19 protein-coding genes are annotated in these 20,641 nt (G+C 67.9%); 1 reads left to right on the top strand and 18 read right to left on the bottom strand.

Annotated features, from left to right (window positions below):
* Positions 1 to 66 precede the first annotated feature (66 nt).
* From KF708C_RS03835 to KF708C_RS03800, 8 genes are all read right to left on the bottom strand, one after another.
* Positions 67 to 1,851, bottom strand: a complete 1,785-nt coding sequence (locus KF708C_RS03835; protein ID WP_020201002.1) for an acyl-CoA dehydrogenase — start codon at positions 1,849 to 1,851, stop codon at positions 67 to 69.
* Positions 1,852 to 1,940: 89 nt separating this feature from the next.
* Positions 1,941 to 2,876: an electron transfer flavoprotein subunit alpha/FixB family protein gene (locus KF708C_RS03830; RefSeq protein ID WP_059410801.1), complete on the bottom strand. Its 936-nt coding sequence runs from the start codon at positions 2,874 to 2,876 to the stop codon at positions 1,941 to 1,943.
* Positions 2,877 to 2,893: 17 nt separating this feature from the next.
* Entirely contained in the window at positions 2,894 to 3,643 is a 750-nt protein-coding gene (locus KF708C_RS03825) for an electron transfer flavoprotein subunit beta/FixA family protein (RefSeq protein WP_059410800.1), read from the bottom strand.
* Between the two features lie 204 nt (positions 3,644 to 3,847).
* On the bottom strand, positions 3,848 to 4,645 hold the full coding sequence (locus tag KF708C_RS03820; RefSeq protein ID WP_020200999.1) for a MetQ/NlpA family ABC transporter substrate-binding protein: 798 nt from the start codon (positions 4,643 to 4,645) through the stop codon (positions 3,848 to 3,850).
* Between the two features lie 72 nt (positions 4,646 to 4,717).
* Entirely contained in the window at positions 4,718 to 5,371 is a 654-nt protein-coding gene (locus tag KF708C_RS03815) for a methionine ABC transporter permease (RefSeq protein ID WP_059410799.1), read from the bottom strand.
* Entirely contained in the window at positions 5,361 to 6,395 is a 1,035-nt protein-coding gene (locus KF708C_RS03810; protein ID WP_059410798.1) for a methionine ABC transporter ATP-binding protein, read from the bottom strand. Before KF708C_RS03810 ends, KF708C_RS03815 begins: the two co-directional genes overlap by 11 nt.
* Positions 6,396 to 6,555: 160 nt before the next feature.
* Positions 6,556 to 7,359 (bottom strand): enoyl-CoA hydratase, encoded by an 804-nt coding sequence (locus tag KF708C_RS03805; RefSeq protein WP_020200996.1) that lies wholly within the window; start codon positions 7,357 to 7,359, stop codon positions 6,556 to 6,558.
* 28 nt (positions 7,360 to 7,387) lie between these two features.
* Entirely contained in the window at positions 7,388 to 8,311 is a 924-nt protein-coding gene (locus KF708C_RS03800; protein WP_020200995.1) for a histone deacetylase family protein, read from the bottom strand.
* A 117-nt stretch (positions 8,312 to 8,428) separates the two neighbouring features.
* Between KF708C_RS03800 and mltB the strand changes: the two genes are divergently transcribed.
* Positions 8,429 to 9,535, top strand: a complete 1,107-nt coding sequence (gene mltB / locus KF708C_RS03795; protein WP_059410797.1) for a lytic murein transglycosylase B — start codon at positions 8,429 to 8,431, stop codon at positions 9,533 to 9,535.
* Between the two features lie 105 nt (positions 9,536 to 9,640).
* On the opposite strand, the gene cysM is transcribed toward mltB, so the two are convergent.
* The 10 genes from cysM to rpsA all read right to left on the bottom strand — a co-directional run bounded on the left by cysM (position 9,641) and on the right by rpsA (position 20,570).
* Positions 9,641 to 10,543, bottom strand: a complete 903-nt coding sequence (cysM, locus tag KF708C_RS03790; protein WP_020200993.1) for a cysteine synthase CysM — start codon at positions 10,541 to 10,543, stop codon at positions 9,641 to 9,643.
* A gap of 125 nt (positions 10,544 to 10,668) precedes the next feature.
* Positions 10,669 to 11,976, bottom strand: coding sequence for a solute carrier family 23 protein (locus KF708C_RS03785; protein WP_059410796.1), 1,308 nt, complete (start codon positions 11,974 to 11,976; stop codon positions 10,669 to 10,671).
* Positions 11,977 to 12,289: 313 nt separating this feature from the next.
* The gene (locus KF708C_RS03780; protein WP_231586373.1) at positions 12,290 to 12,703 is read right to left on the bottom strand and encodes a ComEA family DNA-binding protein; all 414 of its coding nucleotides are present in this window, start codon (positions 12,701 to 12,703) and stop codon (positions 12,290 to 12,292) included.
* Between the two features lie 361 nt (positions 12,704 to 13,064).
* A complete protein-coding gene (gene rfaD, locus KF708C_RS03775) occupies positions 13,065 to 14,060 on the bottom strand; it encodes an ADP-glyceromanno-heptose 6-epimerase (RefSeq protein WP_059410794.1) in 996 nt (331 codons plus the stop codon).
* A complete protein-coding gene (gene rfaE1 / locus KF708C_RS03770; protein ID WP_020200989.1) occupies positions 14,057 to 15,049 on the bottom strand; it encodes a D-glycero-beta-D-manno-heptose-7-phosphate kinase in 993 nt (330 codons plus the stop codon). Before rfaE1 ends, rfaD begins: the two co-directional genes overlap by 4 nt.
* Before the next feature lie 69 nt (positions 15,050 to 15,118).
* A complete protein-coding gene (locus KF708C_RS03765; RefSeq protein WP_020200988.1) occupies positions 15,119 to 16,492 on the bottom strand; it encodes a UDP-glucose dehydrogenase family protein in 1,374 nt (457 codons plus the stop codon).
* Between the two features lie 42 nt (positions 16,493 to 16,534).
* Positions 16,535 to 17,785: a lipopolysaccharide assembly protein LapB gene (gene lapB / locus KF708C_RS03760; RefSeq protein WP_059410793.1), complete on the bottom strand. Its 1,251-nt coding sequence runs from the start codon at positions 17,783 to 17,785 to the stop codon at positions 16,535 to 16,537.
* Positions 17,786 to 17,788: 3 nt separating this feature from the next.
* The gene (locus KF708C_RS03755) at positions 17,789 to 18,115 is read right to left on the bottom strand and encodes a lipopolysaccharide assembly protein LapA domain-containing protein (protein ID WP_059410792.1); all 327 of its coding nucleotides are present in this window, start codon (positions 18,113 to 18,115) and stop codon (positions 17,789 to 17,791) included.
* A gap of 241 nt (positions 18,116 to 18,356) precedes the next feature.
* The gene (locus KF708C_RS03750; protein WP_043365284.1) at positions 18,357 to 18,845 is read right to left on the bottom strand and encodes an integration host factor subunit beta; all 489 of its coding nucleotides are present in this window, start codon (positions 18,843 to 18,845) and stop codon (positions 18,357 to 18,359) included.
* Between the two features lie 30 nt (positions 18,846 to 18,875).
* The gene (gene rpsA / locus KF708C_RS03745) at positions 18,876 to 20,570 is read right to left on the bottom strand and encodes a 30S ribosomal protein S1 (RefSeq protein WP_020200984.1); all 1,695 of its coding nucleotides are present in this window, start codon (positions 20,568 to 20,570) and stop codon (positions 18,876 to 18,878) included.
* Positions 20,571 to 20,641: the final 71 nt, after the last annotated feature.

The raw sequence follows: 20,641 nt of genomic DNA, 5'->3' as shown, positions 1-20,641 counted from the left end.
TTTATCAGCAAAAAGGGCGACCCTTTCGGGGCCGCCCTTCTTGTTTCTACCGCACCGCCACCGCCGTCAGAACTGCGCTTCGCTCAAGGCATTGACCGGCGCCGCGCCGGCCACGATGGCATCGCGCAAACCCGATGCCTGCGACAGGATGTGCTCGGCGAAGAAATGCGCCGTGGCGATCTTGGCGCCATGGAACGCCGCGTCCTCGCCGTGCTTCGCCTGCGCGGCCAGCATCGCGCGGGCGAGCTGCCAGCCCGAGAACACGATGCCGCACAGCTTCAGGTAAGGCACGCTGCCGGCGAACACCGCGTTGGGGTCCGTCTTGGCATGGCCGGCCACGAACGCCACCGCGGCTTCGAGCGCCGCGCGGCCCCGCGCCAGTTGCGCCTGCACCGCCACGAACGCCGCGCCGCCCTGCTTACCCAGCGCGGCCTCGGTCTCGGCGATCTGCGCGCAGATCGCGCGCGCGGTCGCGCCGCCGTCGCGCGCGGTCTTGCGCCCGACCAGGTCGTTGGCCTGGATGGCGGTGGTGCCTTCGTAGATCGGCAGGATGCGCGCGTCGCGGTAGTGCTGCGCGGCGCCGGTCTCCTCGATGAAGCCCATGCCGCCGTGCACCTGCACGCCGAGGCTGGTGACTTCGATCGACAGCTCGGTGCTCCAGCCCTTGACGACGGGCACCAGGAACTCGTAGAAGGCCTGGGACTGCCGGCGCACGGCCTCGTCCGGGTGCCGGTGCGCGGTGTCGCACGCGCCCGCGGCCACGTAGGCCACCGCGCGCGCGCCTTCGGTCAGCGCGCGCATGGTCATCAGCATGCGCTTGACGTCGGGATGGTGGATGATGGTGACCGCCTCGCGCGCGGAGCCGTCGACCGGGCGGCTCTGCACGCGCTCGCGGGCAAAGGCCACGGCCTGCTGGTAGGCGCGCTCGGACACCGCCACGCCCTGCATGCCGACCGAGAAGCGCGCCGAGTTCATCATGATGAACATGTACTCGAGGCCGCGGTTCTCCTCGCCCACCAGCGTGCCGATGGCGCCGCCGTGGTCGCCGAACTGCAGCACGGCGGTGGGGCTGGCCTTGATGCCGAGCTTGTGCTCGATCGACACGCAGTGCACGTCGTTGCGCGCGCCGGTGGAGCCGTCTTCGTTGACCAGGAACTTGGGCACGATGAACAGCGAGATGCCCTTCACGCCCTCGGGCGCATCGGGCGTGCGCGCCAGCACGAGATGGACGATGTTCTGTGCCATGTCGTGCTCGCCGTAGGTGATGAAGATCTTGGTGCCGAACACCTTGTAGGTGCCGTCGCCCTGCGGCTCGGCGCGCGTGCGCACCGCGGCCAGGTCCGAGCCGGCCTGCGGCTCGGTCAGGTTCATGGTGCCAGTCCACTCGCCCGAGATCAGCCTGGGCAGGAAGACGGCCTTCTGCGCGTCGCTGCCGGCGGTGAGCAGCGCCTCGATGGCGCCGTCGGTCAGCAGCGGGCACAGCGCGAACGACAGGTTGGCGCTGTTGAGCATCTCGTTGCAGGCGGTGGCGATCAGCTTGGGCAGGCCCTGGCCGCCGAAGTCCGGCGAATGCAGCACGCCCTGCCAGCCGCCTTCGGCGAACTGGCGGAAGGCTTCCTTGAAGCCGGCCGTGGTCGTCACCACGCCGTCCTTCCAGCTGCTGGGGGCGGTGTCGCCGATGCGGTTGAGCGGCGCCACCACCTGCTCGTTGAACTTGGCCGCCTCGTCGAGCACCGCCTGCGCCGTCTCCGGCGTGGCGTCCTCGAAACCGGGCAGCTTGCTGACTGCGTCGAGGCCAGCCAGTTCGTTCATCACGAACAGCATGTCCTTGAGCGGGGCACGATAGGTCATCGATGTCTCCGGGTATGTATGAAAAAGCCGTTCGCGGGCGGACCCGGAACGGCTTGCACTTTCTGGCCGGGCCCTGCGGGCCCGCGCGATCAGCCCAGCGCCGCCACCAGTTCCGGCACGACGGTGTTCAGGTCGCCGACCAGGCCGTAGTCGGCCACCGAGAAGATCGGCGCCTCGGCGTCCTTGTTGATCGCCACGATCACCTTGGAGTCCTTCATGCCGGCCAGATGCTGGATCGCGCCCGAGATGCCGACGGCGATGTACAGCTGCGGCGCGACGATCTTGCCGGTCTGCCCGACCTGGTAGTCGTTCGGCACGAAGCCGGCGTCCACCGCGGCGCGCGAGGCGCCCATCGCGGCGTTCAGCTTGTCGGCCAGCGGCGTCAGCACCTTGGTGTAGTTCTCGCCCGAGCCCACGCCGCGGCCGCCGGACACGATGATCTTGGCGGCGGTCAGTTCCGGGCGGTCGCTCTTGGTGACTTCGCGCGAGACGAATTGCGAGATGCCCGTGTCGGCCACGGCCGGCAGGTTCTCCACGGCGGCCGAGCCGCCTTCGGCGGCGGCGGCGTCGAAACCGGTGCCGCGCACGGTGATGACCTTGACCTTGTCCGACGACTGCACGATCGAGATCGCGTTGCCGGCGTAGATCGGGCGCTCGAAGGTGTCCGGGCTGTCGACCTTGGTGATGTCCGACAGTTGGGCCACGTCCAGCTTGGCGGCCACGCGCGGCAGGATGTTCTTGCCGTAGGCGGTGGCGGGCGCCAGGATGTGGCTGTAGTCGCTGGCGATGGCCAGCACCTGCTCGGCGATGTTCTCGGCCAGGCCGTCGCCGAAATACGGCGCGTCGGCCAGCAGCACCTTGGCCACGCCGGCGATCTTGGCGGCGGCCTCGGCGGCGGCCTTGGCATTGGCGCCGGCAACCAGCACGTGGACGTCGCCGCCGCACTGGACGGCCGCGGTCACGGTGTTCAGCGTGGCCGACTTGATGGATTGGTTGTCGTGTTCAGCAATGACGAGTGCAGTCATGTTTTATCTCCTGGCGCTCAGATGACCTTGGCTTCGTTCTTCAGCTTCTGCACCAGCGTCGCGACGTCCGGCACCATCACACCCGCGCTGCGCTTGGGCGGCTCGACGACCTTGACGGTCTTCAGGCGCGGCGCGACGTCGACGCCGAGGTCCTCGGGCTTGACGGTCTCGAGCGGCTTCTTCTTGGCCTTCATGATGTTGGGCAGCGTGACGTAGCGCGGTTCGTTCAGGCGCAGGTCGGTGGTGACCACCGCCGGCAGCTTGAGCGACAGCGTTTCCAGGCCGCCGTCCACTTCGCGCGTCACCGAGGCCCGGCCATCGGCGACCGTCACCTTGGAGGCGAAGGTGGCTTGCGGCAGGCCCGCCAGCGCGGCCAGCATCTGGCCGGTCTGGTTGGAGTCGTCGTCGATGGCCTGCTTGCCCAGGATCACCAGTTGCGGCTGTTCCTTCTCGACCAGTGCCTTGAGCAGCTTGGCCACGGCCAGCGGCTGCAGGTCTTCGTTCGACTCGACCAGGATGCCGCGGTCGGCGCCGATCGCCATCGCGGTGCGCAGGGTTTCCTGGCATTGCGCCACGCCGCACGACACGGCGATCACCTCGGTCGCCACGCCGGCTTCCCTCAGGCGCACCGCTTCTTCCACGGCGATTTCGTCAAACGGGTTCATGCTCATCTTGACGTTGGCCAGATCCACGCCCGTGCCGTCCGACTTGACCCGGACCTTGACGTTGTAATCCACCACGCGCTTGACTGCGACGAGTACTTTCATGCGCTCACTCCACTGATAGTCGATAGTCAGAAATTTGGTTCGCCCGCCATTATAACCACCGGGTCGGCGGCCTTCTTGTTTTTCGAACGGTCGTACTATTTTATCGGCAAAGAATTGCCGGGCATAGCCCGGCAGCGTGAAAACCTCGCGCCATTGTGCCGCGGACTGCCCAGCGGCACGCCGGTCTGCGGGTTTTTCTCCAACTTACCAGGCGGTAATCACCGAATCCTTGTACGTGCTCAGCACGTACTGCTTGACCTCGGGCGAGTGGTAGGCCTTCACCAGCTTGGCCACCCACGGCTTGTTCCGGTCGGCCTCGCGGATGGCGATCAGGTTGGCGTAGGGGCCCTTCGGGCCTTCCATCGCGATCGCGTCCTTGGTCGGCGACAGGCCGGCGGACTCGGCATAGTTGCCGTTGATGGCGGCGGCGTCGAGGTCGTCCAGCGAGCGCGGCAACTGGGCCGCGTCGAGTTCCACGATCCTGATCTTCTTCGGGTTGGACACGATGTCCAGCGGCGTGGCCTTCAGGCCGGCATCCGGGCGCAGCTTGATGATGCCCTTGCTCTGCAGCAGCAGCAGGCCGCGGCCACCGTTGGTGGGATCGTTGGGCACGCCCACGCGCGCGCCGTCCTTGAGCTGGTCGAGCGACTTGAGCTTCTTCGAGTACACGCCCATCGGGAAGGTCACGGTGAAGCCGACGTGGGTGAACTTGTAGCCGCGGTCCTTGATCTGCGCCTCCAGGTACGGCAGGTGCTGGTAGCTGTTGGCGTCGAGGTCGCCCGCGGCCAGCGCGGCGTTGGGCTGGATGTAGTCGCTGAATTCCACCAGCTGGATGTTGAGGCCGTCCCTGGCCGCGACCTTCTTCACCTGCTCCATGATCTGGGCGTGCGGGCCGCCCGTGACGCCGACCTTGATCGGCTTTTCCTGCGCGATGGCGCCGGTGGCGAAGGCGGCGCCGATGGCGGCGCCGGCGATCCATTGCAGCACGTTGCGACGTTGCATGACTGGCTTCCTTGTTTCCCGAATGCTCTGATTGCCGGTTTTCTTCCGCATGTCCCGGCGCTGACTTATTGCTTACTTATGGCTGATGCGCCGCACCAGCCAGTCGCCGAAGCTCTGCACCGCCTGCACGAAGACGATCAGGATCAGCACCACCGCCACCATCACCTCGGTGATGTAGCGCTGGTAGCCGTAGCGGATGCCGAGGTCGCCCAGCCCGCCGCCGCCGATGGCGCCGGCCATCGCCGAGTAGCCCACCAGGCTGACGAAGGTGATGGTCAGGCCCGCCACGATGCCGGGCATGGCCTCGGGCAGCAGCACCTTCATGACGATCTGGCCGGTGGTCGCGCCCATCGACTGGGCCGCTTCCACCAGACCCTTGTCGACCTCGCGCAGCGCGCTTTCCACCAGCCGCGCGATGAACGGGATCGCGGCGATGGTCAGCGGCACCACGGCCGCCGTGGTGCCGATCGACGAGCCGACGACGAAGCGCGTAAACGGGATCACCACCACCAGCAGGATGATGAACGGGATCGAGCGCACCGCGTTGACCACCACGCCGATGGTGCGGTTGAACAGCGGGTGCGACAGCACGCCGCCGCGGTTGGTCAGGTGCAGCAGCACGCCCAGCGGCACGCCGAACAGCGCCCCGACCACGCCCGAGATGCCCACCATCAGCAGGGTCTCGTTGAACGAGGTCAGGAACAGGTCAAACATTTCAGACCACATGCTCGATCTCCTCCACTACCACGCCTTGCTCCTGCAGGAAGGCCATCGCGGCCTTGACGTCGGCCGGCTCGCCGGTGGCCATGATGGCCAGCGAGCCGAAGGCCTGCCCCTGGATCTCGTCGATGTGCCCGTGCAGGATGTTGAAGTCCAGCCCGTGGCGGCGGATGGCCTGGGCCAGCACCGGCTGGTCCACGCCGGCGCCGGTGAAGGCGAGGCGGTAGACGTGGTCGCGGCCGTTGCCGAGCCGGCTTTCCACGCGCTTGAGCACGCTCGCTGGCAGCTCCTGCGCGATCACGTCGCCGATCATGGCGCGCGTGACCTCGTGCTGCGGGCGCAGGAAGACGTCGATCACGCGGCCGCTTTCCACCACCTGCCCGGCTTCGAGCACGGCCACGCGGTCGCACACCTGTTTGATCACTTCCATCTGGTGCGTGATCATGACGATGGTCAGGCCCAGGTCGCGGTTGATCTGGCGCAGCAGCTCCAGGATGGCGCGCGTGGTTTCCGGGTCGAGCGCCGAGGTGGCCTCGTCGGACAGCAGCACCTTGGGCTTGCTCGCCAGCGCGCGGGCGATGCCCACGCGCTGCTTCTGCCCGCCGCTGATCTGGGCGGGATAGCGGTCCTTCAGCGCCGACAAGCCGACCAGCTCCAGCAGCGGCAGCACCGTCGCGGAGATCTCGCTCCTGGACTTGCCGGCCAGCTCCAGCGGCAGCGCCACGTTGTCGTACACGGTGCGCGACGACAGCAGGTTGAAATGCTGGAAGATCATGCCGATGTCGCGGCGGGCCTGGCGCAGCGCGCCGCTGCCGAGCGCGGTCAGGTCCTGGCCGGCGACGATCACGCGGCCGGCGCTGGGCCGGTTGAGCAGGTTGATGGCGCGCACCAGCGTGCTCTTGCCGGCGCCGCTGCGGCCGATGATGCCGAAGACCTCGCCGGGGGCGATGGACAGGCTGACATCCCGCAATGCATGCACTTCGCCCGACCCGCCGGGAAAGCGCTGCGATAGACCTTGCAGTTCGATCATGTGAAATGAAAACGGCAACAGGCGAGAAATGTCTCAAGCGCTGTTGCCGCATCTTGTTTTTTTTGCGAAGCTCGCATTTTAAGCGATCCGCTTCATACCAGAAACGACTTTTTGCCGATGTCTTTATATGTTCATGGCATATGGAACGGCAAAAAGCTGCTTAGGCGCCCCGCCACGAAGGGGGCCGCTTGTCCAGGAAGGCCTGCACGCCTTCCAGTGCCGCGTCGTCCATCATGTTGCAGGCCATCGTCTGGCCGGCCAGCTGGTAGGCCGCCTCGATACCCATCTCCAGCTGGCGGTAGAACAGCCCCTTGCCGGCGGCCACCGCCGCGGCCGGCTTGGCGCAGATGCTGGCGGCCAGACGCGCGACCTCGGCGTCGAGCGCGTCGGCCGGCACCACGCGGTTGACCAGGCCGCGCTCGCGCGCCTGTGCCGCATCGATCATGTCGCCGGTCAGCAGCATCTCCAGCGCCTGCTTGCGCGAGACGTCGCGCGACAGCGCCACGCCCGGCGTCGAGCAGAACAGGCCGAGGTTGACGCCGGACACCGCGAAGCGGGCGTCGTCGGCCGCCACCGCCAGGTCGCACATCGCCACCAGTTGGCAGCCGGCGGCGGTGGCGATGCCCTGCACGCGCGCGATCACCGGCTGCGGCATCTTGTGGATCGCCATCATCATGCGCGTGCAGCGGTCGAACAGCGCGCGGTAGTAGGCATGCGACGGGCTGGCGCGCATCTCGCGCAGGTCGTGGCCGGCGCAGAAGGCGCGCCCGGCCCCGGCCAGCACCACCACGCGCACGGCGGGATCGGCGGCGATGCGGGAGAACGCGGCGGCGAGCGCGTCGAGCAGGCCCTCGGACAAGGCGTTGAAGGCCTCGGGGCGGTTCATGGTCAGCCGCAGCACGCCCGCGGCGTCCAGGCTCTCGGCCAGCAGCGGCGTGGCCGCGCGGTTGTCGGTTTCTGCCATGCCGGCGGTCTCCTGTATTTGCTGTTTCTTATTGTTCGAGCAGCACCTTGAGGTGCGCCAGCACGCTGCGCCCGAGCGCGCTGAGGTTGTAGCCGCCCTCCAGGCAACTGACGATGCGCCCGCTGGCGTGGGCGCGGGCCACTTCCATCAGTTGCGCGGTGATCCAGGCGTAGTCCTGCTCGACCAGGCCCATCTGCCCGAGGTCGTCCTCGCGGTGGGCATCGAAGCCCGCCGAGATGAACAGCATCTGCGGCTTGAAGTCGTGCAGGCGCGGCAGCCAGATCGTCTCCACCACCTCGCGCACCGCCAGCCCGTTGGTATAGGCCGGCAGCGGGATGTTCGACATGTTGGCGGCGATGTGCTCGGTGCCGCTGTAGGGATAGAACGGGTGCTGGAAGAAGCTGCACATCAGCACCCGCTGGTCGCAGCGGAACGCCGCCTCGGTGCCGTTGCCGTGGTGCACGTCGAAATCGACGATGGCCACCCGCTCCAGCCCGTGCGCGGCCAGCGCGTGGCGCGCCGCCACCGCCACGTTGTTGTAGAAGCAGAAGCCCATCGCGCGGTCCGGCTCGGCGTGGTGGCCGGGCGGGCGCACGCAGCAGAAGGCGTTCTCGATCTCGCCGGCGATCACCGCGTCGGTGGCGGCCACGGCGGCGCCGGCGGCCAGCCCGGCGGCGGCCAGCGTGTGGCTGTTCATCAGCGTGTCGGGGTCGATCGGGTGATAGCCGCTGGCGGGGCTGGCGGCGGCCAGGCTGGCGACGTATTCCGGCCGGTGCACGCGCCCGATCTGCTCGGCCGTGGCGGGCGGGGCTTCGCGCCGGTCCAGCAGGCCGTCCATGCCGTGCGAGATCAGCTGGTCCTCGATGGCCTGCAGGCGCTCCGGGCATTCCGGATGAAAATGCCCCATCTCATGCAGCAGGAATTCGGGATGCGTGTAGAAGCCTGTCGGCATGTCTTCTTGCTTTATGGTTGTCTCCAATCGCTACGTTAGCACATGCCGGCGCGGCCACCCAGCGGGGCGCCGCGCGCGCACCATCCGCTATACTCGCAGCGACTTGCAAAGGACACCATGACCGACATCCAGCGCTCCTTGCGCCGCCCCTTGCTGGGCGCCGCGCTTTCCGCTGCCGCATTGAGCTTGTGCGGCGTCTCCCCCGCCCTGCTTGCGGCCGGCAAGCGCCGCGTGAGCGTGCGCGAAGAAGAGATCGAGCCGGGCCGCTACCGCGACAACCCCAGGAGCCGCGCGTTCATCGACGACATGGTGGCGCGCCACGGCTTCCCGCGCGCCACGCTCGAAGACTGGTTCGGCCAGACCGTCTATTCGTCCACGGTGGCGCGCCTGATCATGCCGCCGGCCACGCCGGGGCGCAAAAGCTGGCGCGCCTACCGCTCGCGCTTCATCGAGCCGATCCGCATCAACGCCGGCGTGCGCTTCTGGCAGCAGAACCGCGACACGCTGCGCCGCGCCGAGGCCGAGTTCGGCGTGCCGGCCTCGGTGATCGTCGGCATCATCGGCGTGGAGACCATCTACGGGCGCGACATGGGCACGTTCCGCGTGATCGACTCGCTCTCCACGCTGGCCTTCGACTACCCCGACACGCCCAACCGCGAGGCCCGCACCACGCTGTTCCGCAACCAGCTCTCCGACTACCTGCTGTGGTGCCGCGACACCGGCACCGACGTGTTCTCGGTGCTGGGCTCCTACGCCGGCGCGATCGGCATCCCGCAGTTCATGCCCACCAGCCTGCGCGAATACGCCATCGACTACGACGGCGACGGCCACATCGACCTGCGCAACAGCCCCACCGACGCCATCGGCAGCGTGGGCCGCTTCCTGCAGCTGCACGGCTGGGAACAGGGCCGCCCGGTGGCGTGGCGCATCGCGCTCGACGAAGGCAGCCGCGGCATCGCCACGGCCGCGGCCGACGGCGAGCCCTGGCCGACCCGCACGCTGAGCCAGTTGCTCAAGGCCGGCCTGCGCGTGGACGAGCCGATCGACCTCGCGCGCGAAGGCGAGACCGGCGTGCTGGTGGTGGACCTGCCCACGCCGGGCGAGACCACCGACTACATGCTGGGCCTGCGCAATTTCTACGTGCTCACGCGCTACAACCGCAGCTTCTTCTACGCGCTGGCGGTGTACCAGCTCGGCGAAGCGGTCAAGGCGGCGATGGCCTGACGCCAGTCGCCGCCGCCGGCAAACAAAAAGCCCCGCTGCCATGAGCGGGGCTTTTTGCTGGCGCGCGCGATGTGTGCGATGCGCGCGATGCCTGTGGCGCGGGCCTCAGGCCGGGAACACCCCGGTGGACAGATAGCGGTCGCCGCGGTCGCACACCACGAAGACGATGGTGGCGTTCTCCACTTCCTCGGCGATGCGCAGCGCCACGCACAGCGCGCCGGCGGCGGAGATCCCGCAGAAGATGCCTTCCTCGCGCGCCATGCGGCGCGCCATGTGCTCGGCGTCGCCCTGGCTGACCAGTTCGGTGCGGTCGATGTACTTGGGATCGTAGATCTTCGGCATGTACGCCTCCGGCCACTTGCGGATGCCGGGAATGCGCGAGCCTTCGGCCGGCTGCGCGCCGACCACCTGCACCGCGGCACTCTGCTCCTTGAGGTAGCGCGACACGCCGGTGATGGTGCCGGTCGTGCCCATCGCCGAGACGAAGTGAGTGATGCGCCCTTCGGTCTCGCGCCAGATCTCGGGGCCGGTGGTCTCGTAGTGGGCCAGCGGGTTGTCCGGGTTGGCGAACTGGTCGAGGATCACGCCGCGGCCGTCGCGCTCCATCGAGTCGGCGAGGTCGCGCGCGTACTCCATGCCGCCCTTGACCGGCGTGAGGATGATCTCGGCGCCATACGCGGCCATGCTCTGGCGGCGCTCCATGCTCAGGTCCTCGGGCATGATCAGCACCATCTTGTAGCCGCGGATGGCGGCGGCCATCGCCAGCGCGATGCCGGTGTTGCCCGAGGTGGCCTCGATCAGCGTGTCGCCCGGCTTGATGCGGCCGCGCGCCTCGGCGCGGGCGATCATCGACACCGCCGGCCGGTCCTTGACCGAACCCGCCGGGTTGTTGCCCTCGAGCTTGCCGAGAATTACGTTGCCGCGCGGGGCGCCGGCGGCGCCGGGGATGCGCTGCAGTTGCACCAGCGGCGTATTGCCGATGGTGTCTTCGATCGTCTTGTAGGCCATGATGAGCGGGATTCCGAATGTCGGCGGACATTGTAATCCAGCCGTAATACTCGCGCCGGCAGGCGCGCCGGGCCGCCGCGGCTGCGACAGCCCGCCTCATGGCAACGCCGGCGGGACAGCAAGCGTCAGGCCTCGGCCTCGCCGCCCTTGCGCTCGCCCAGCAGGTGGTACAGCAGGATGGCACCGAAGGTGGCGGTGCCGATGCCGCCCAGCGTCATGCCGCCGAGCTTGAGGGTCAGGTCGCCGGCGGCCACGGTCAGCGTGGCGCCTACCGTGATGAGGTTGCGCGAGCTGGAGAAGTCCACCTTGTTCTCGACCCAGATGCGCCCCGCCGTGGCCGAGATCAGGCCGAACACGACGATGGTCAGGCCGCCGATCACCGGCCCCGGGATGGTCAGGATCAGCGCGCCGAACTTGGGCGAGAAGCCCAGGATGAGCGCCACCACCGCGGCCACCACGAAGATCAGCGTGGAGTAGATCCGCGTCACCGCCATCACGCCCATGTTCTCGGCGTAGGTGGTCACGCCGGTGCCGCCGCCGCCCGCCGAAATGATGGTGGCGATGCCGTCGCCGATGAACGCGCGGCCGATGTACGGGTCGAGATTGCGCCCGGTCATCACGCTGATGGCCTTGATGTGCCCGAGGTTCTCGGCCACCAGCACGATCGCCACCGGCGCGATCAGCAGCATGGCGCTGGCCTGGAACACCGGCGAAGTGAACACCGGCAGGCCGAACCAGCTCGCCGCGGCCACGCCGGAGAAGTCGATGGCCTTGCCCAGCCCCATGAGGTTGGTGCAGACGTAGTACAGCAGGTAGCCGAACAGCCCGCCGACCAGCACTGGCAGGCGGCGCAGCATGCCCGGCGCGTGCACCGCCACCAGGCCCACCGCCAGCACCGTGGCCAGGCCGACCCAGGTGTCGAGCGCCGCGCCGCTCACGGCCTTGACCGCCACCGGCGCGAGATTCAGGCCGATGGCCGCGACGATGGCGCCCGTGACCACCGGCGGCATCAGCCGCTCCACCCAGCGGTAGCCCACCGCCTGCACCACCAGCCCGATGACGAGGTAGAGCGCGCCCGCGGCGATGATGCCGCCGAGCGCGACCGGGATGTTCGGGTTCGGGCCGCTGCCGGCATAACCGGTGGCGGCGATCACCACCGCGATGAAGGCGAAGCTCGAGCCGAGGTAGCTCGGCACCCGGCCGCGCACGCACAGGAAGAAGATCAGCGTGCCGATGCCAGAGAACAGGATCGCGATATTGGGATTGAAGCCCATCAGGATCGGCGCGATGGCGGTCGAGCCGAACATCGCCACCACGTGCTGGATGCCCGCCAGCACGGTCTGGCCGGCAGGCAGCCGCTCGTCGGGCGCGATCACGCCATGTGTCTTCAGCCGCCACCTGGGCAGGAATCCCGCGTCCTCACCATTTGCCATCGTCGAGCTCCCTTTCTTGTCCTTGGCCTGGAGATCCGGCCTGGGTTGGTTTGTCGTGGCCGCGCGGCCGGCTCGGTCCGCGCGGGCGTGCGCATGATACCGCGCGGCCGCATTCATGCGAAGCCACCGGGACTAGCACAAGCCGTACCAGCGCATGCCGGCGCGGGCATGCGGCCTTGCCACGATCGTGGTGCATGACGGCGGGAAGCCCCGGACGCGGCCGGGGCTTCGACGGTGCGCCGCGCGCCGCGCGCGATGGCATGCGCGACGGCTTGCGCGATGGCACGCGGCGCGGCGCTCCGGGGAGCGCGGGTTACTTGAGGGCCTTGGCCGGCGCCTTCTCCGCGGGCCTGGCCTCCTTCTTCGCCACGGCCGCGGCAGCGGGCTTCGGCGCGGCGCCCGCGCCGATGGTCATGCCGGCTTCCCGCAGCCGCGCCACCGACTTTTGGCCCAGGCCCTTGACGCGGTCGGCGAGATCGGCCGCATCCCTGAAGGGCCCGCCCTTGGCGCGCTCGGCCACGATGGTGCTGGCCGTGGCCGGGCCGATGCCCTTGAGCGTCACCAGCGTGGCCTCGTCGGCGGTGTTCACGTCGACGGCGGCATGGGCCGCGCCCGCCAGCGAAAAGCAGAGCGCAAGCGCCAGCACCGCATGCCTGGACACCAGCCTGACCGACTGCGCGAGCGAGTGCCTGATCGAGTGCGGAATCGACTGCTTGAGCGATTGCATGAGCGACCGCGTGCGTGACTGCACGAGCGGTTGCATGAGCGACTGCCTGATTGCCTGATTGCGCATTGGAGATTCTCCTGTCCGTTGTGAAGGTTGCCGCGTCCTGGCCGGACGCCGCAAGACCGAGGATAGAAGCGCGCGGCGCGCCTGGCGCATCCTGCAACCAAAGTTCACGTCGGCTACCAGGATGTGTCCGCGCGCGGCTCCAAAAGAAAAACGCGCGCCGAAGCGCGCGTCCAGGCTGTCAGGAAGATCAGCTTGCCGCTTGCGTTTTCCCCGCTCCCGCGTGCGGGAGAGGAGAGCAGACCGGCGGCAATCGAAGGTTCCGCGTCGATCCGGCCACGGGCCGCGGTGCGCGGCCTCAGCCCCGGCGCTGCAGCAGCCAGCGGCAGTAGCGCGACACGCCTTCCTCGACCGTGTAGAACGCATCCTTGTAGCCGGCCGCGCGCAGGCGCGACATGTCGGACTGCGTGTAGCACTGGTACTTGCCGCGCAGCGCGTCGGGGAACTTGATGTATTCCACCAGTCCTTCCTGCACCAGCTCTTCCAGGCTCAGGCGCGGCTTGTCCTCGGCTTCGCGCAGCGTGTTGACCACGGCGCTGGCGATGTCGTTGAACGGCTGCGCGTGGCCGGTGCCGAGGTTGAAGATGCCCGACTTGTCCGGATGCTCGAGGAAGAACAGGTTGACCTTCACCACGTCCTCGACCGAGACGAAATCGCGCGTGTGGCCGCCGGGGCCGTAGCCGCCGTATTCGCCGAACAGCTTGACCGTGCCGTCGGCGCGGAACTGGTTGAAGTTGTGGAACGCCACCGAGGCCATGCGCCCCTTGTGCGCCTCGCGCGGGCCATAGACGTTGAAGTAGCGGAAGCCCACGATCTGCGACAGCGCCGACGGCAGCGTGCGCCGCACCACCTGGTCGAACAGGAACTTGGAGTAGCCGTAGACGTTGAGCGGCTGCTCGTGCTCGCGGTCTTCCCGGAACACCTGCGAGGCGCCGTAGGTGGCCGCCGACGAGGCGTAGAGGAACTGCGCGCCCTGCTCCAGGCAGGCTTCCATCAGCGCGCGCGTGTAGCGGTAGTTGTTCTCCATCATGTAGCGGCCGTCGTGCTCCATCGTGTCGGAGCAGGCGCCCTCGTGGAACACCGCGCGCACCTTGCCGAAGTCGCCGCGCGCGAAGCGGGCCAGGAATTCGGTCTTGTCGACGTAGTCGCGGATGTCGCAGTCGACCAGGTTGTGGAATTTCTCCGCGCGCGTCAGGTTGTCGACGGCGACGACATTGTCCTCGCCGCGGTCGTTCAGGCCCTTGACGAGGTTGCTGCCGATGAAGCCGGCCGCGCCGGTAACGATGATGGTCATGTGCGTGAGGACTCGTGCGAGCCGGAAGACGGTGCCGCGCCCTGCGCCGGCGTACCGAACAGTTCAGGATAGGTGACCACGGCGGTGCCGAGCTTGCCCACCACGATGCCGCCGGCGCGGTTGGCGTGCTGCACGGCCTCCTTGAGCGGCACGCCCGCGCCGAGCATGGTGGCGAGCGTGGCGATCACGGTGTCGCCGGCGCCCGAGACGTCGTAGACCTCGCGCGCCTGCGCCGACACGTGCAGCACTTCGGCCTCGGTGTAGAGCGTCATGCCCTCTTCCGAGCGCGTCAGCAGCAGCGCTTCCAGGTGCAGCTCGCGGCGCAGGTTCTGGGCGCGGATGGTGAGGTCGGACTCGGTCTTCCAGGCCCCCACCACATGGCGCATCTCGGCGCGGTTGGGCGTGATCAGCGTGGCGCCGCGATAGCGCGAGTAGTCGTCGCCCTTGGGATCGACCAGCACCAGGCAGCCGGCCGCGCGGCCCGCTTCCACCATGCGGCCCACGTGCGCCAGCCCGCCCTTGCCGTAGTCGGACAGCACCAGCACCTTGTATTCCTTGACCAGGGTCTGGAAGCGCTCCTGCACGGAAAGCAGCACCTCGTGCGCGGGCGGGTTCTCGAAGTCCACGCGCAGCAGTTGCTGCTGGTGCGCCACCACGCGCAGCTTGATGGTGGTGTTGACGCTCGCGTCGCGGTGCAGGTAAGGCTGCACGTGGCTGGCCGCCAGCAGGGTCTCGAGCGTGCGGCCGGGCTCGTCGTCGCCGACCACGCCGAGCATGCCGACGCTGGCGCCGAGCGCGGCCGCGTTGCGCGCCACGTTGGCCGCGCCGCCGAGGCGCTCGTCGCTGCGCTTGATCTGCACGACCGGCACCGGCGCTTCCGGCGAGATGCGCTCCACGTCGCCGAACCAGTAGCGGTCCAGCATCATGTCGCCCGTCACCAGGATGCGGGCTTGATTGATCTGTTGCAGCGGAATGTGGTTCTTGCTCATGGAATCCTTGGCAACGCGGCCCGGTCCGTCAGCCAGCGCGTCGGCTTGTTCTTCCCGTTGGTTTCTCGGTTAGCGCGTCGTGGTCGGCCGCCCGATCGCATGATATTCGATGCCTGCTTCCTGCATGGCCTCGGGCTCGTACAGATTGCGTCCGTCGAAGATGACGGGCGCCGTCAGGCGGCGCTTGATCTGGTTGAAGTCGGGGCTGCGGAAGACCTTCCATTCCGTGACGATGACCAGCGCGTCGGCGCCGTCCAGCGTGTCCATCTGCGCGTCGCTGAAATGCACGCGCGCGAAGCCGCCCTCGATGTCGGCGAGGTCCTCCTCCAGCACGCGGCGCGCCTCGGCCATCGAGATCGGGTCGTGCACGCGCAGCGCGGCGCCGCGCGACACCAGCGCGCGCGCCAGCACCCGCGACGGCGCCTCGCGCATGTCGTCGGTGTTGGGCTTGAACGCCAGGCCCCACACCGCGAAGGTGCGCCCCGCGAGATCCTCGCCGAAGCGGCGCACGATCTTGTCGGCCAGCACCTGCTTCTGCGCGTCGTTGACGGCCTCGACCGCCTCCAGCACGCGCATGGGCTTGCCGTGCGCGCTCGCGGTGCGCATCAGCGCCTGCACGTCCTTGGGGAAGCACGAGCCGCCGTAGCCGGCGCCGGCATAGAGGAAACTATAGCCGATGCGCGGATCGGAGCCGATGCCCATGCGCACCAGCTCGATGTCGGCGCCGACCTCGTCGGCCAGGTTGGCCAGCTCGTTCATGAACGAGATGCGCGTGGCCAGCATCGAGTTGGCGGCGTACTTGGTGAACTCGGCCGAACGCACGTCCATGTAGAAGGTGCGCTCGTGGTTGCGGTTGAACGGCGCGTAGAGCTGGCGCATGATGGCCTTGGCGTGGCGGCCCGCGACGTCGGCGTCGCAGCCCAGCACGATGCGGTCGGGGCGCATGAAGTCCTCCACCGCGGCGCCTTCCTTGAGGAACTCGGGGTTGGACACCACCGAGAACTGCAGGTCTTCCAGGCTGCGCGCGGCCAGCTCGGCGCGGATCGCCTGGGCGACGCGGTCGCCGGTGCCGACCGGCACGGTCGACTTGTCCACCACCACCTTGAAGCCGGTCATGTGGCGGCCGATGTTGCGCGCCGCCGCCAGCACATACTGCAGGTCGGCCGAGCCGTCCTCGTCGGGCGGCGTGCCGACCGCGATGAACTGCACGTCGGCGTGCTCGACGCTCGCCGCCACGTCGGTGGAAAAGGTCAGCCGGCCGGCCTCGCGATTGCGCAGGATCAGTTCCTTGAGGCCCGGCTCGTAGATCGGCACGCCGCCGGCGTTGAGCAGCGCGATCTTGCGCTCGTCCACATCCAGGCAGAACACGTCGTTGCCCAGTTCGGCCAGGCAGGCCCCGGTCACTAGACCGACGTAGCCGCTGCCGATAACGGTGACTTTCATAGCTTGTACTCCAGATAGGGATTGGCGTGCGACGCCGGGGCGTCAGCCGAGTGCCTCCGAACGGCGCGGCGCGTAGGTTTCCCAACGGTTGCAGCCGGGGCACTGCCAATAGAACAACCGCGCGCGGAAACCGCATTCACGGCAGGTATAGCGGGCCAGGTTGCGCGTGCGATGCTGCAGCAGGTCGCGGATCGCCGCGACTTCCTGCGCCTGCGCGATGTCCTGGCCGGCGGCCGGCGACGCCACCGCCGCAACACCGGCGGGCACGTCGGCGGGCATATTGGCGGGCGCTTCCTGCGCCTGCGCCGCTTCGGCGGCCTGGGCCTCGAAATACTTGGTCAGCGCCAGCAGCGAAGGCTGGCGGCGCAACTGCTCGCGCATCAGCGTGGCGGCGGCCGGCGCGCCGTGCAGCTCGAGCTCGGCGCGGTAGGCGCTGTCGAGCAGCTCGGGCGCCAGGCTGGTCTTGAGCAGGCCGCGCAGCCATGCCAGGGCCTTGCCCTCGTCGCCGAGCTGGCGGTAGGCCTTGACCACGCGGTCGGCCACCAGCGGCAGGTAGGACGCATCCTGCTGCTCGATGCCGAACCAGTGGCCGAGCGCCCCGGCCACGTCGCCGGCGGCCATCGCCACGTCGCCGAGCAGCATCGGCGCGCGCACGTTGGCGGGATTTTCCTCGATGGCCTGGCGCAGCCAGCCGGTCGCCTCGTCGGGCTGCTTGCGCTGCAGCGCGTCCTGCGCCAGCTCGCAGCAGAACTGGGCGATCTGCACCTTGTAGTCCTTCTGCTCGAGCGGCTGCAGCTCGCGCGCGGCGTCGATGGCCTTCTTCCATTCCTTCTCGACTTCGTAGAGCTCGAGCAGCACGTGCTTGGCCGGCGCCGCGTAGGGGCCGGACATCAGCCGCCGCAGCGATTCCTCGGCGCGGTCCAGCAGGCCGGCGCGCAGGTAATCCTGGCCGAGCTCGTAGAGCGCGTGCTCGCGCTCGGCGTCGGGCAGGTCCTGGCGGCTGGCCAGGTTCTGATGCACGCGGATGGCGCGCTCGGTCTCGCCGCGGCGGCGGAACAGCGCGCCGAGCGCGAAGTGGAGCTCGGTGGTCTCGGGGTCCAGGCGCACCACTTCGATGAAGGCATCGATGGCCTGGTCGGGCTGCTCGTTGAGCAGGAAGTTCAGCCCCTTGAAATAGGAGCGGGGCAAGGCGCCCTGCTCGCTCAGGAGCTGGCGCGCGTCGAAGCGCGCGGCCATCCAGCCGAGGCCGAAGATGAGCGGCAGCGCAAGCAGCCACCAGGTTTCAAAAATCATGGCTCAGACTTTCGGGCCGACTACGTTGTAGGGAACGCCGGACGCGGCGGCCTGCGGATCGCGCGGGGCTTCCGGCGGCTGGCTGCGCGCCTCGCCGAGCGCGCGCCGCAGCCGGCCCATCTCGATGCGCTGGCGCATCAGCGCCGGCGCCACCGCGGCCAGCGCGGCGACGATGCCGAGCCCGAAGGCGGCCAGCAGGATCAGGATCAGCGGCGCGCGCCAGACGGCGTCGAAGAACAGCCGCAGCGAGGCGTCGGCGGTATTGCGCAACGCCAGCACGAACAGCAGCGCGAACAGGACAATGCGGATGATCCAGGCGACAAGTTTCATGCGGACGTCAGGAGGATTTCATGCGGACTTCAGGCGGCAGGTAAGGCATCGGGCTCCGGCAATGCAGGCCGATGCGGACATCGGGCCAGCGGGCGGCGACGCCCCTCTGTGGATTTCCGGCATTGTAGCGGAATCGTCTCGCGCCAACGGTAACCTCTTGTACGTCCGCATAATGAAAAAGCGCCCCGATGCGGGGCGCTTTTTCGACTATCCAGGCATATTGCGAGCGAATCGCAGCAACTCAGGAACGGGCCAGCTTCAGCCCGGCATCGTCGTGCAGCACGCCGCCGGCGACTGCCGGCTTGGGCTGTCCGTGCGCCGTTGCCGCATGGACCGCGCCGTGGCCGTTGCCATTGGCACTGGCATTGCTGCCATTGCCATTGCCAACGTGGTTGCCGCCGGCGATGGCACCAGCGCCACCGCCGCCGTTACCGGCGGCCTGTGTCACCAGGCTGCGGTCGACCCGCTCGCGCAACTCCTTGCCCGCCTTGAAGTGCGGCACCCGTTTCTCGGGCACCAGCACCCTCTCGCCGGACTTGGGGTTGCGCCCCACGCGCGGCGGACGCCGGTTCAGACCAAAACTGCCGAATCCGCGAATCTCGATGCGGTGGCCATCGGCCAATGCTTCGGACATGGCATCGAGGATCGTCTTGACCGAGATGTCCGCATCCCGCAGCAACAACTGCGGGAACCGGGCAGCCAGTTTTTCGACAAGCTCGGACTTGGTCATGGGCATCCGCTGGCAGGAGTGAACCGATGCTTACTGGTTGTCCTGGCCGAGCTTGGCCTTCAGCAGCGCGCCCAGGTTGGTCGTGCCGGCGGTGCCGGTATCGGCCTGGAACTTCTGCATCGCTTCCTGCTGCTCTGCGCTGTCCTTGGCCTTGATCGACAGGTTGATGTTGCGCGACTTGCGGTCGACGTTCACCACCAGGGCGGTGATCTGCTCGCCTTCCTTCAGCACGTTGCGGGCATCTTCCACGCGGTCGGCCGAGATTTCGGACGCGCGCAGGTAGCCTTCCACGTCGTCAGCCAGCTGCACCACGGCGCCCTTGGCATCCACCGTCTTGATGGTGCCGTTGACCAGGGAACCCTTGTCGTTGGCCGAGATGAAGTTGTTGAACGGATCGCCCGACAGCTGCTTGATGCCCAGCGAGATGCGTTCCTTGTCGACGTCGATGCCCAGGACCACGGCTTCCACGTCGTCGCCCTTCTTGTACTTGCGCACGGCTTCTTCGCCGGTTTCCTGCCAGGACAGGTCCGACAGGTGCACCAGGCCGTCGATGCCGCCGGGCAGGCCGATGAACACGCCGAAGTCGGTGATCGACTTGATCTGGCCGGCCAGCTTGTCGCCCTTCTTGTGGTTGCGGCTGAAGTCGTCCCACGGATTGGCCTTGCACTGCTTCATGCCCAGGCTGATACGACGCTTGTCTTCGTCGATGTCGAGCACCATGACTTCGACTTCGTCGCCGAGCTGGACAACCTTGGACGGGGCCACGTTCTTGTTGGTCCAGTCCATTTCCGACACGTGCACCAGGCCTTCGATGCCGGCTTCGATCTCGACGAACGCGCCGTAGTCGGTCAGGTTGGTCACCTTGCCGAACAGGCGGGTGCTTTGCGGGTAGCGGCGCGAGATGCCGACCCACGGATCTTCGCCCAGCTGCTTCACGCCCAGCGAGACGCGATTCTTTTCCTGGTCGAACTTGAGGATCTTGGCGGTGATTTCCTGGCCGACCGACAGCACTTCGCTGGGGTGGCGGACACGGCGCCATGCCAGATCGGTGATGTGCAGCAGGCCGTCGATGCCGCCGAGGTCCACGAACGCGCCGTAGTCGGTGATGTTCTTGACGATACCGTTGACGATGGCGCCTTCCTTCAGGGTTTCCATCAGCTTCTGGCGCTCTTCGCCCAGGGTCGCTTCGACCACGGCGCGGCGCGACAGCACCACGTTGTTGCGCTTGCGATCCAGCTTGATGACCTTGAATTCCAGGGTCTTGCCTTCGTACGGCGTGGTGTCCTTGATCGGACGCACGTCGACCAGCGAGCCCGGCAGGAACGCGCGGATGCCGTTGACCATGACGGTCAGGCCGCCCTTGACCTTGCCCGTGACCGTGCCCGAGATGATCTCGCCGTCTTCCAGCGCCTTCTCGAGGTTCAGCCACGATGCCAGGCGCTTGGCCTTGTCGCGGGACAGGATGGTGTCGCCATAGCCGTTCTCGAGCGCGTCGATGGCCACGGAGACGTAGTCGCCGGCCTGCACTTCGAGTTCGCCCTGGTCGTTCAGGAACTCCTCCACCGGCACAAAGGCTTCGGACTTGAGGCCGGCGTTGACGACCACGAAGTTGTGGTCGATGCGCACGACTTCAGCGGAAATCACTTCGCCAGCCTTCATATTGGAGCGGGCGATCGATTCCTCGAACAGTGCGGCAAAGGATTCGTTAGTTTGCAGGTCGGACATAAACTTGTTTAGCAATCCGCAGTACTCGGGCCGGCGCGAGGATCGCGCTCAGTCTGCCTGGGCAGCGGGGT

It is taken from the genome of Cupriavidus basilensis, assembly GCF_000876015.1.
GTDB lineage: Bacteria > Pseudomonadota > Gammaproteobacteria > Burkholderiales > Burkholderiaceae > Cupriavidus > Cupriavidus basilensis_B.
This window is presented reverse-complemented; position numbering and strand designations above follow the sequence as displayed.

What these genes read in the sequence shown, in the direction of transcription:
- KF708C_RS03835 (WP_020201002.1), bottom strand. Translation starts at nt 1,851, where the DNA reads ATGACCTATCGTGCCCCGCTCAAGGACATGCTGTTCGTGATGAACGAA.
- KF708C_RS03830 (WP_059410801.1), bottom strand. Translation starts at nt 2,876, where the DNA reads ATGACTGCACTCGTCATTGCTGAACACGACAACCAATCCATCAAGTCG.
- KF708C_RS03825 (WP_059410800.1), bottom strand. Translation starts at nt 3,643, where the DNA reads ATGAAAGTACTCGTCGCAGTCAAGCGCGTGGTGGATTACAACGTCAAG.
- KF708C_RS03820 (WP_020200999.1), bottom strand. Translation starts at nt 4,645, where the DNA reads ATGCAACGTCGCAACGTGCTGCAATGGATCGCCGGCGCCGCCATCGGC.
- KF708C_RS03815 (WP_059410799.1), bottom strand. Translation starts at nt 5,371, where the DNA reads ATGTGGTCTGAAATGTTTGACCTGTTCCTGACCTCGTTCAACGAGACC.
- KF708C_RS03810 (WP_059410798.1), bottom strand. Translation starts at nt 6,395, where the DNA reads ATGATCGAACTGCAAGGTCTATCGCAGCGCTTTCCCGGCGGGTCGGGC.
- KF708C_RS03805 (WP_020200996.1), bottom strand. Translation starts at nt 7,359, where the DNA reads ATGGCAGAAACCGACAACCGCGCGGCCACGCCGCTGCTGGCCGAGAGC.
- KF708C_RS03800 (WP_020200995.1), bottom strand. Translation starts at nt 8,311, where the DNA reads ATGCCGACAGGCTTCTACACGCATCCCGAATTCCTGCTGCATGAGATG.
- mltB (WP_059410797.1), top strand. Translation starts at nt 8,429, where the DNA reads ATGACCGACATCCAGCGCTCCTTGCGCCGCCCCTTGCTGGGCGCCGCG.
- cysM (WP_020200993.1), bottom strand. Translation starts at nt 10,543, where the DNA reads ATGGCCTACAAGACGATCGAAGACACCATCGGCAATACGCCGCTGGTG.
- KF708C_RS03785 (WP_059410796.1), bottom strand. Translation starts at nt 11,976, where the DNA reads ATGGCAAATGGTGAGGACGCGGGATTCCTGCCCAGGTGGCGGCTGAAG.
- KF708C_RS03780 (WP_231586373.1), bottom strand. Translation starts at nt 12,703, where the DNA reads ATGCAATCGCTCAAGCAGTCGATTCCGCACTCGATCAGGCACTCGCTC.
- rfaD (WP_059410794.1), bottom strand. Translation starts at nt 14,060, where the DNA reads ATGACCATCATCGTTACCGGCGCGGCCGGCTTCATCGGCAGCAACCTC.
- rfaE1 (WP_020200989.1), bottom strand. Translation starts at nt 15,049, where the DNA reads ATGAGCAAGAACCACATTCCGCTGCAACAGATCAATCAAGCCCGCATC.
- KF708C_RS03765 (WP_020200988.1), bottom strand. Translation starts at nt 16,492, where the DNA reads ATGAAAGTCACCGTTATCGGCAGCGGCTACGTCGGTCTAGTGACCGGG.
- lapB (WP_059410793.1), bottom strand. Translation starts at nt 17,785, where the DNA reads ATGATTTTTGAAACCTGGTGGCTGCTTGCGCTGCCGCTCATCTTCGGC.
- KF708C_RS03755 (WP_059410792.1), bottom strand. Translation starts at nt 18,115, where the DNA reads ATGAAACTTGTCGCCTGGATCATCCGCATTGTCCTGTTCGCGCTGCTG.
- KF708C_RS03750 (WP_043365284.1), bottom strand. Translation starts at nt 18,845, where the DNA reads ATGACCAAGTCCGAGCTTGTCGAAAAACTGGCTGCCCGGTTCCCGCAG.
- rpsA (WP_020200984.1), bottom strand. Translation starts at nt 20,570, where the DNA reads ATGTCCGACCTGCAAACTAACGAATCCTTTGCCGCACTGTTCGAGGAA.